This is a genomic window from Pseudomonas sp. GM60 (genome assembly GCF_000282415.1).
Lineage (GTDB): Bacteria > Pseudomonadota > Gammaproteobacteria > Pseudomonadales > Pseudomonadaceae > Aquipseudomonas > Aquipseudomonas migulae.
The window spans coordinates 1-8,686 of the sequence record NZ_AKJI01000126.1 but is presented as its reverse complement, the minus strand read 5'-3'; the positions used below and the strand labels follow the sequence as shown (position 1 = coordinate 8,686).

The 8,686-nt window shown below is 59.6% G+C and carries 8 protein-coding genes; 1 reads left to right on the top strand and 7 read right to left on the bottom strand.

What is annotated here, in order from left to right:
* The first annotated feature begins 567 nt into the window (after positions 1 to 567).
* The gene (locus PMI32_RS03595; protein ID WP_008034051.1) at positions 568 to 1,512 is read left to right on the top strand and encodes an aldo/keto reductase; all 945 of its coding nucleotides are present in this window, start codon (positions 568 to 570) and stop codon (positions 1,510 to 1,512) included.
* A 12-nt stretch (positions 1,513 to 1,524) separates the two neighbouring features.
* Here the strand turns inward: PMI32_RS03595 and PMI32_RS03600 are convergent, their stop codons facing one another.
* From PMI32_RS03600 to glcD, 7 genes are all read right to left on the bottom strand, one after another.
* Positions 1,525 to 2,328, bottom strand: a complete 804-nt coding sequence (locus PMI32_RS03600; RefSeq protein ID WP_008034049.1) for a 2OG-Fe(II) oxygenase — start codon at positions 2,326 to 2,328, stop codon at positions 1,525 to 1,527.
* Between the two features lie 58 nt (positions 2,329 to 2,386).
* A complete protein-coding gene (locus PMI32_RS03605) occupies positions 2,387 to 3,214 on the bottom strand; it encodes a glycosyltransferase (RefSeq protein ID WP_008034047.1) in 828 nt (275 codons plus the stop codon).
* Positions 3,215 to 3,281: 67 nt separating this feature from the next.
* Positions 3,282 to 4,169 carry a YghX family hydrolase gene (gene yghX, locus PMI32_RS03610; RefSeq protein ID WP_008034046.1) on the bottom strand — a complete coding sequence of 296 codons (888 nt, stop codon included), beginning with the start codon at positions 4,167 to 4,169 and terminating at the stop codon, positions 3,282 to 3,284.
* A 136-nt stretch (positions 4,170 to 4,305) separates the two neighbouring features.
* Positions 4,306 to 4,707 carry a heme-binding protein gene (locus tag PMI32_RS03615; RefSeq protein ID WP_008034045.1) on the bottom strand — a complete coding sequence of 134 codons (402 nt, stop codon included), beginning with the start codon at positions 4,705 to 4,707 and terminating at the stop codon, positions 4,306 to 4,308.
* On the bottom strand, positions 4,704 to 5,945 hold the full coding sequence (gene glcF, locus PMI32_RS03620; RefSeq protein ID WP_008034043.1) for a glycolate oxidase subunit GlcF: 1,242 nt from the start codon (positions 5,943 to 5,945) through the stop codon (positions 4,704 to 4,706). The genes PMI32_RS03615 and glcF overlap by 4 nt, the downstream gene beginning before the upstream one ends.
* Before the next feature lie 3 nt (positions 5,946 to 5,948).
* Positions 5,949 to 7,013, bottom strand: a complete 1,065-nt coding sequence (gene glcE, locus PMI32_RS03625) for a glycolate oxidase subunit GlcE (protein ID WP_008034042.1) — start codon at positions 7,011 to 7,013, stop codon at positions 5,949 to 5,951.
* A complete protein-coding gene (gene glcD / locus PMI32_RS03630; RefSeq protein ID WP_032829134.1) occupies positions 7,013 to 8,512 on the bottom strand; it encodes a glycolate oxidase subunit GlcD in 1,500 nt (499 codons plus the stop codon). The genes glcE and glcD overlap by 1 nt, the downstream gene beginning before the upstream one ends.
* Between the last annotated feature and the right edge of the window lie 174 nt (positions 8,513 to 8,686).

Sequence of the window (8,686 nt, the reverse complement as noted above, 5' to 3'; positions counted from 1 at the left end):
GCCGGGTTGCCCACTGCGCAGAACCTGCGCTCGGCCTCTCGAGGGGGCGACCACCGCCACAGCCGCCGAGGCGGCCTGAAAGCCGACCTGGCTCTTTAGATGTCCGCGTTGTCCTTCTTTGCTGCGTTCACTCATTCCGGACATGTACACCGATCCGCTGTAGGAGCCGGCTTGCTGGCGATGGACGTCAACGATAACGCGTGCTGTCTGAATGAACGCGTTGCCCAGGTGCTTTTCGCCGGCAAGCCTGCTCCTGCAGGGAACCCCATACGCCTTTGATTTTCACTACTCATCAGGTCGAGCGTTAGCTCGCCTTCAGCTTTTGATCTGAGCGCCCCCTCGAGGGCATGCCGAGCATTAGCGAGGCACCGCTAATGAAATGGCTACCCCCGCTGCCCTCTGTTATCGCCCACCAGCACTTGAGACCTCGTTGTATTTCAAGCAGGGACGAATTGCCGCCGGCAGCTATTCTCTTGGCTAACAGAGGACTCGTGGCGCCGGTGATCGCGGCGTTTGCCGCGCAACAAGCGCAAAAGGCCAACCGCCAGGCAGTGGAAGGACACAACCATGAGCCACACTGATGGATACACGCGTCGACGAATACTCACGCTGGCTGCCGGTGCTTCGGCGGTGCTCACTTTCGATCCGGCCTTTGCAGCCACCGTGCCGTCGAAGGAAACAGGAGGCAAGAACATGCTGACCCGCGCCATTCCTTCCAGCAACGAGCCATTGCCCCTTGTCGGCGTGGGCACCTATCGCGGCTTTGATGTCGCACCTGCCGAGCCGGCCTACAAAAACCTGCCCGCCGTTCTCAGCGCGTTATTTGAAAAGGGCGGCACGGTGATCGACAGCTCACCCATGTATGGCCGCGCCGAGCAGACCATTGGGGAACTGCTGTCGATCCACAAGCCGCGTTCACCCGCGTTCCTGGCCACCAAGGTGTGGACCCGTGGCCGCGAAGAAGGCATCGCGCAGATGGAGCAATCCTTCAAACTGCTACAGACCGACCGGATCGACCTGATGCAGATCCATAACCTGCTGGACTGGAAAACCCATTTGCCTACATTGCGAAAATGGAAGGAAGAAGGGCGGATTCGCTACATCGGCATCACCCATTACACCGCGTCAGCGTATGACGAAGTGGAAGCGGTGCTCAAAGCCGAGCCACTGGATTTTTTGCAGATCAACTATGCGCTGGACGATCGCGGCGTCGAGAAACGCATCCTGCCGCTGTGTCGCGAACGCGGCGTGGCGGTGATCTGCAACCGGCCATTTGGCGGCGGTGATTTGCTTGCCCGCTTGAAGGGCAAACCGCTGCCCGGCTGGGCCTCGCAAGTCGGCGTCACCAGTTGGGCACAATTGGCGCTCAAGTATTTGCTGGCGCATTCGGCAGTGACCTGCGTCATCCCCGGCACCGGCAACCCGCGTTACATGGCGGATAATGCCGGTGCCGGTTTCGGCCCGATGCTGACGGGGGCGCAACGCGAGCAGTTGATCGATGTGGTCGGATAACCGCAAGTGCTGTCAGTTTTTCTTCTTGATGAGTTTGTTGAGGTAGTACTTGAGGCTCAAGCGATCCTTGGGCCTTGGTTTGTAGTGGGTTTTGTTTCTTTGCGCAGGATCAGCCGCCACCGTTGCTGCGGTGTAGTAGTAGAGCGCGATGGAACGGCGTGTAATGTGTTCCGGCGTCGTCAGAGGCTCCGGGTGTCCATGATTGCTGTCCTTGTCGGTGTTGAAAATGACACAGCGGTTGTAGATCGGCAGGACTTTCTTGAGGCAAGTCTTCATCCCGACGTCCCATAGCTCCAGGTTGCCGCCGTATGCCTCTTGCCAATCCGGATTCAGGTAAATAATGGCATTCAGCCTGCGCTCGATATTCAACTTTTTGTTGAGCCGGAAGTCCGAGTGCACCCCCAGGAACCCACCTTTTTTCGTTTCGTGCAGTCCGCCGCCGGTAAAGTAAGGATCGGGAATCAACCCCTCGATACCTGTGAGCTGTTCAAGAAACTGCAACATGGGCGCCGAGTTGAAGGCGTTGAAAACCGTCTTCAAGTAGGGATTGCATTCGTTGGGGCTGACTTGCCGTTTGTGCTGACCCTTATAGCCACGCTCATAGAGCATTTCGTTGTTGGTTGGCTCCACGGGAAAATGCGCGCAGATGCTCGCAATCAGGTCCTGCGGTAAAAAATCGTCAATGACGATGTGTGGAAAGGGGGTGGCTTGAGCATAAGTACTGGCTAGCGAGTGACCGAAAGTGCTGGCAGCGTTCTGGTCAAAATCCAGCTCCGGGGTGGTGACGATGGGAAGTGTCTGAGTGATCGGTGTCATTACCGCTCCAATAGTCTGTTCATAACAACCTGCGAGTGCTTCCTGCAAGAGGGGCGCGCTACTTGTGACGCGCTGCCGATACCTGGTTGTTGTCACCTTTCAAACGTTTAAGGATGTCGTTGTACATCTTCGTTCGTCTGTGCGTTGTCGCATAACCGCCAGCGGCCGCGACGGTGCCCGCTTGAATATGGTCGAGGTAGCTGAATATCTTGCGCGGGGACAACAGTTCAACAACATAGCCCAACTGGGTCATGCGGTCCTGGAGGGTATAACCGGGTACGCGCTCATCCATCAGGAAATGCATGCCGTGTTGCTTCATCAGCTTGCAGTTCCATAAGGTACAGAAGCTTTTCAAATAAACTTCCCTGTAGGGCTTTGGCTCTCTGGAACGTAGTCCCAGGGACAGTTTCAGGCGTCTGACGTGATGTTTTACCAGTCGTGAGCTAAAGCGCCAAAGGGTTCTGGTGGTGCCGCGGTTAAGTTGTTCTGTGCACCCGACGGCCACGACATTCGGGTTTTTAATGCACTTGTTCAACATCATTGAAAATACATTTTTGTCGAAAATAAACGTATCGGTGTGCAGCAGGAACAGAAAGTCGGTCTCAACCCGTTCCAGCACCAGGTCGAGTGCTTTGCCATGCGCGATATGACCATGCTCCGGCTCGGGAGCTTTTCGCTCGATCAGGTTGATCCAGTCCAGTGTGCGCAGATAGTCGGTGCTTTCATCGGCCGAGTCGTTATCAACCACCCAGACCGGAATGTTGCTGTCGCCCAGGTGCTGATGTAGCAGGTCGAGGCAAATCCGGGTTATTTCGATGGTTTTGTAATTGACCAGGACAATGCTGAAGGGTGGTTTCTGTTGCGACAGAAAATCATTGTTATTCATGTGACATGCACTCTTTAAAAACCTGGAAACAGCAATAAAAATTCAAGACCACTTATTGCTAGCGGCGCTAAGACAGGTATCGCCGGAACCAGTTTAGCGTTCTTTCCCAGGCAAGTTTGGCTGCGGCCTCATCGAATCGAGGCGTGGAATCGTTATGGAAACCGTGGTTGGCGCCGGGGTAGATGTAGGCTTCATAGGTTTTGCCGGCTGCTTTTAATGCCTGTTCGTAGGCGGGCCATCCTTCGTTGATGCGTGTGTCCAGTTCGCCAAAGTGAAGGATCACCGGCGCCTTGATCCGGGGGACATCCCTGGCGTCTGGTTGCCGGCCATAGAAGGACACGGCAGCCCCGAGTTCGGGATAGGCCACGGCAGCCGCGTTGGCGACGCCACCGCCATAGCAGAAGCCGGTGATGCCGACTTTTCCGGTGGTCGTATCGTGTTTCATCAGCCACTCGATCGCGGCGAAAAAGTCATTCATGAGCTTTTCAGGATCAACGGTCGCCTGGAGTTCCCGGCCTTTGTCGTCGTTGCCGGGATAACCGCCCACCGACGTCAGTCCATCGGGGGCGAGGGCGATGAACCCGGCCTTGGCCACGCGTCGGGCAACATCTTCGATGTAGGGGTTGAGCCCGCGGTTTTCATGCACGACGACCACGGCCGCCACTTTGCCGGTGGCTTTTGCCGGGCGCACCCGATAGGCCCGAACCTGCCCGTGGCCCTTGGGCGAGGGGTAAGTGACGTACTCGGCGATGATGTCCGGATCGGTAAACGCCACTTGTTCGGCCAAGGCATAGTCGGGACTCAGGGCGGCGAGGAGCGCGCTGGCAGTCAGGCCGCCAAGGGTGAATAACGCCGCCCGGTCGAGAAACTCTCGCCGGTTGATCTTGCCGTGGGCGTAGTAGTCGTAGAGTTCGAGCAGCTCAGGGGCAAAGTCTTTCGCAGTAAGACGATTCATCTTTGCGCTTCCTTTGAAGTGGACGGTTGCTCTGTCAGTTCGAAAAAGCGGCGACAACTATCAATTCTAGCCGCGCATAAAAAAAGAGACGGAAGTCTCTTTTTTGTTTCTTCTGATTACGCTCCTCGAGCACGGTTCAGTTCAGGCATTGCGCCCCGGCGCTCGCCACTTGCGCATCCTGCTCGGCTTTTACGCCAGAGACGCCGACCGCACCCACCACCTGACCGTCGACGATGATCGGCACGCCGCCTTCCAGGGATGTCAGCAAGGGGGCCGACAAAAACGCGAAGCGCCCGCCGTTGACCATGTCTTCATAACCTTTGGATTCGCGCCGGCCCAACGCCGAGGTGCGCGCCTTTTCGGTGGCGATGTACGCGCTGATGGGCGCGCAGCCGTCGAGGCGTTCGAGGGCGAGGGGGTGGCCGCCGTCGTCGACGATCACGATGGTCACGGCCCATTGGTTATTTTGTGCTTCGGTGCGTGCGGCCGCGAGGATCCGGCTGACTTCGGTCTGGCTCAGGACGGCTTTGCTTTTCATGGGGAATCTCCGGTGATCGATGAGGGCAGCGCCGCGTCGAGCAGTTCGATCCAGTGCCGGACCGGGGTTCGGCCCGCGCCGTCGAGATGCGACTGACAGCCGATATTGGCGGTAACGATAACTTCAGGATGGCCACTTTCCAGCGCATTCAGTTTGTTGTCGCGCAGTTGCCGGGACAGTTCGGGTTGGGTGATCGAATAAGTGCCCGCCGACCCGCAGCACAAATGGCTGTCGGGCACAGGTGTGAGGTTGAAACCGAAGCGAGCAAGGAGCGCTTCCACCGCGCCGCCGAGCTTTTGCGCGTGCTGCAAGGTGCAGGGGCAATGGAAGGCCAGGCGCTGGTCACTGTGGATGCCGAGTGTTTCCAGCGGTTCGTCGCGCAACACTTCCACCAGGTCCCTGGCCAGCGCGCTGACTCTTTTTGCCTTCTCGGCGTAGGCCGGATCGCGTTCGAGTAAATGGCCATAGTCCTTGATGAAGGCGCCACAGCCACTGGCGGTTTGCACGATGGCTTCCGCACCGTTCTCGATACTCGGCCACCACACATCGATATTGTGGCGAGCGCGGTCGAGGCCAGCTGCCTGAGCGTCGAGGTGATAATCCACCGCGCCGCAACACCCGGCTTCGCTGGACGGGGTGACACTGATACCCAGTCGATCCAGCACCCGCGCCGCTGCCGCATTGGTGTTGGGCGACAGGCTCGGCTGTACGCAACCTTCGAGCATCAGCACCTGGCGGGCATGGCGTGTGGTGGGGCGTTGCCGTGGGAGATAAACATGGCGAGGCAATTTTGCCTGCAAGGTGTTGGGCAGCAGTGCCCGAAAAACCTGACCACTGTTGATCAGTGCTTTGAACAGTCCCGGATTAAGGACGACGCCGCGCAATCCCTCACGCAACAGACGTTGGTCGATGGTGCGCGGCACCGCCGCATCGACCACCGCCCGGCCGATGTCGAGCAAGTTGTGATAATCGACCCCGGAAGGACAGGTGGTTTCGCAATTGCGGCATGACAGGCAGCGGTCCAGATGCTGCTGGGTTTTCTGCGTGACCTCGTTGCCTTCCAGCACCTGTTTGATCAGGTAGATGCGGCCCCGTGGCCCATCGAGTTCATCGCCGAGCAATTGATAGGTCGGGCAGGTGGCATTGCAGAAACCGCAGTGCACGCAGGTGCGCAAAATGCTTTCGGCTTCTTCGGCGCGGGGCAGCTGCCGGGCGGTTTCGCTCAGGGTTGTCTGCATGGTTCAAAGCTCCGCGTACAAGCGTGCCGGGTTGAAAATGCCCCGTGGGTCGAGTTGTTGCTTGAGGCTGCGGTGGTAGCGCATCAACGCGGCAGGCAACGGCTGGAACGGGCTGTCGATCAGGCCATGGCTGTAGCAGGTCACATGGCCGCCGACCTCATCCACGACCTGGCGAATGAACGCCGCTTCGGCGTCAGACTTGAGCCAGCGCTGGGCGCCGCCCCAGTCGAGCAGTTGCCGGCCGGGCAGGGACAACCGCGGCGTGTTGTGCGGCACGGACAGGCGCCACAGTGGCTGGCCCTCGTCGAAGAAACTCAGTCGGTGCTCGTTGAGATCCGCCCAATACGAGGCGTCCAGCTGCTCACCGCCCAAACGGTCATGAGCCGCCGCCACCGAGCCTTCGCCGCCCTCAAGCCGCAAGTGCAGGCGTTGCCCGTCGTGGCACGCGGCACTGATCGGCAACGGCTGCTGGCCCCATTCCGCGAGGCGCAGCAAGGCACGATCGCTGTCCATTTCCAGGCTGATGCTCAGGGTTTGCCGTGGTTTGGGCAGAACCTTGAGCGAGACTTCGGTGATCACCCCAAGGGCGCCGAAACTGCCGGCCATCAGGCGCGACAGATCGTAACCGGCGACGTTCTTCATCACTTCGCCGCCAAAGCGCAAATGCTTGCCGTGCCCGGTGATGACCCGTGTGCCGAGGACGAAATCGCGCACCGAGCCAGACCAGGGACGACGCGGTCCCGACAGGCCACTGGCGATCATCCCGCCGACGGTGGCATCGTCGCCAAAGGATGGTGGTTCGCAGGGCAGCATCTGCTGTGCTTCATCCAGCACGTGCGCCAGTTCCGACAAGGGCGTGCCGCAGCGGGCGGTGATCACCAGCTCGGTCGGGTCGTAGCTGACGATGCCTCGGTGGCTGCGCGTGTCGAGTACTTCGCCCGCAACGATGCGCCCCAGAAACGCCTTGCTGTTGGAACCCTGAATGCGCAGCGGCGTGGCGTTTTCCAGCGCTTGATTGACCTGCTCCAGCAGCACGCCGCTGTCATCGATATCGAGTTCGCTGCGCATCAGAATCGCTCCAGATCAGGGAAGGGCAACTGACCCAGGTGCACGTGCATGGCGCCAAATTCGGCGCAGCGGTGCAGCGTCGGAATGTTCTTGCCGGGGTTGAGCAAACCGCCGGGATCGAACGCGGCTTTGACGGCATGGAACAGCGTCAGCTCATCGGCGTTGAACTGCGCGCACATTTGATTGATCTTCTCGCGGCCCACGCCGTGTTCGCCGGTGATGCTGCCGCCGACTTTCACGCACAATTCGAGGATCCTGCCGCCCAGCGCTTCGGCGCGGTCTAGCTCACCCGGTTGATTGGCGTCGAACAGAATCAATGGGTGCATGTTGCCGTCACCGGCGTGGAAAACGTTGGCGACGCGCAAGCCATACTCGGCGGACAACGCGGCAATGGCGCGCAGCACGCCGGGCAACTCACGGCGTGGGATCGTCCCGTCCATGCAGTAATAATCCGGCGAGAGCCGACCGACCGCGGGAAAGGCATTCTTGCGTCCGGCCCAGAAACGCACACGTTCGGCTTCATCCCTGGCCTGGCGCACTTCGGTGGCGCCGGCCTGTTCCAGCACTTGCCGCACGCGGTCGCAGTCATCGTGGACATCGGCTTCGACGCCATCGAGTTCGCACAACAGGATGGCTTCGGCGTCCACCGGGTAGCCGGCGTGGATAAAGTCTTCAGCGGCACGGATCGCCAGGTTGTCCATCATTTCCAGACCGCCTGGAATGATGCCAGCGGCGATGATGTCACCTACCGCTCGTCCTGCTTTTTCGACGGAATCGAACGCCGCCAGCAGCACCTTGGCGGACTGCGGTTTGGGCAGCAGTTTGACGGTGACCTCGGTGATCACCCCGAGCATGCCTTCGGAGCCGGTGAACAGCGCCAGCAGGTCGAAGCCGGGTGAGTCGAGGGCATCGGAGCCCAATGTCAGGTGCTCGCCGTCCACGGTCAGGATGTCGACCTTGAGCAGGTTGTGCACGGTCAGGCCGTATTTCAGGCAATGCACGCCGCCAGCATTTTCGGCGACGTTGCCGCCGATGGAACAGGCGATCTGTGAGGAAGGGTCTGGCGCGTAGTACAGGCCGAAGGGGGCTGCTGCCTGGGAAATAGCGAGGTTGCGTACGCCGGGCTGGACCCGTGCGGTGCGGGCGGCCGGGTCGATGTGCAGGATGTTGTTGAAGCGCGCCATGACCAGCAGCACGCCTTTTTCCAGCGGTAACGCGCCGCCGGACAAACCGGTGCCGGCACCACGGGCGACCACCGGCACGTGCATTTCATGGCAGAGCCGGAGCACGCCTTGTACTTCGTCGAGATGGCGTGGCAGGACCACCAGCAGGGGCGTGGTGCGATAAGCCGAGAGTCCGTCGCATTCGTATGGCTTGAGTTCTTCTTGCTGATGCAGCACTTCCAGGGCCGGCAAACGGGTTTGCAGGGCTTGCAACAGTGCTGACTTGTTGACGTTGGGCAGCGCTCCGTCAACGCGTTCATCGTAGAGAATGTTCATGGTCGTTTTACGATACTCCGATCGTGTGTGTCCGGGCAGCGGGCTGTTTACTTGGGTTTTGTGTGTGTATCCATTTTTTGGGTGATGGCTGATATTGGTTTCGCCCTTACGGCGAGTCACTTGGAGAAGCGCCAAGTAACCAAGCGCTTTTGCCCCTTTCGTTCGGTGCCTCGC

Excerpts from the sequence above, each read along its gene's own strand:
- PMI32_RS03595 (WP_008034051.1), top strand. The coding sequence starts at position 568 with ATGAGCCACACTGATGGATACACGCGTCGACGAATACTCACGCTGGCT.
- PMI32_RS03600 (WP_008034049.1), bottom strand. The coding sequence starts at position 2,328 with ATGACACCGATCACTCAGACACTTCCCATCGTCACCACCCCGGAGCTG.
- PMI32_RS03605 (WP_008034047.1), bottom strand. The coding sequence starts at position 3,214 with ATGAATAACAATGATTTTCTGTCGCAACAGAAACCACCCTTCAGCATT.
- yghX (WP_008034046.1), bottom strand. The coding sequence starts at position 4,169 with ATGAATCGTCTTACTGCGAAAGACTTTGCCCCTGAGCTGCTCGAACTC.
- PMI32_RS03615 (WP_008034045.1), bottom strand. The coding sequence starts at position 4,707 with ATGAAAAGCAAAGCCGTCCTGAGCCAGACCGAAGTCAGCCGGATCCTC.
- glcF (WP_008034043.1), bottom strand. The coding sequence starts at position 5,945 with ATGCAGACAACCCTGAGCGAAACCGCCCGGCAGCTGCCCCGCGCCGAA.
- glcE (WP_008034042.1), bottom strand. The coding sequence starts at position 7,013 with ATGCGCAGCGAACTCGATATCGATGACAGCGGCGTGCTGCTGGAGCAG.
- glcD (WP_032829134.1), bottom strand. The coding sequence starts at position 8,512 with ATGAACATTCTCTACGATGAACGCGTTGACGGAGCGCTGCCCAACGTC.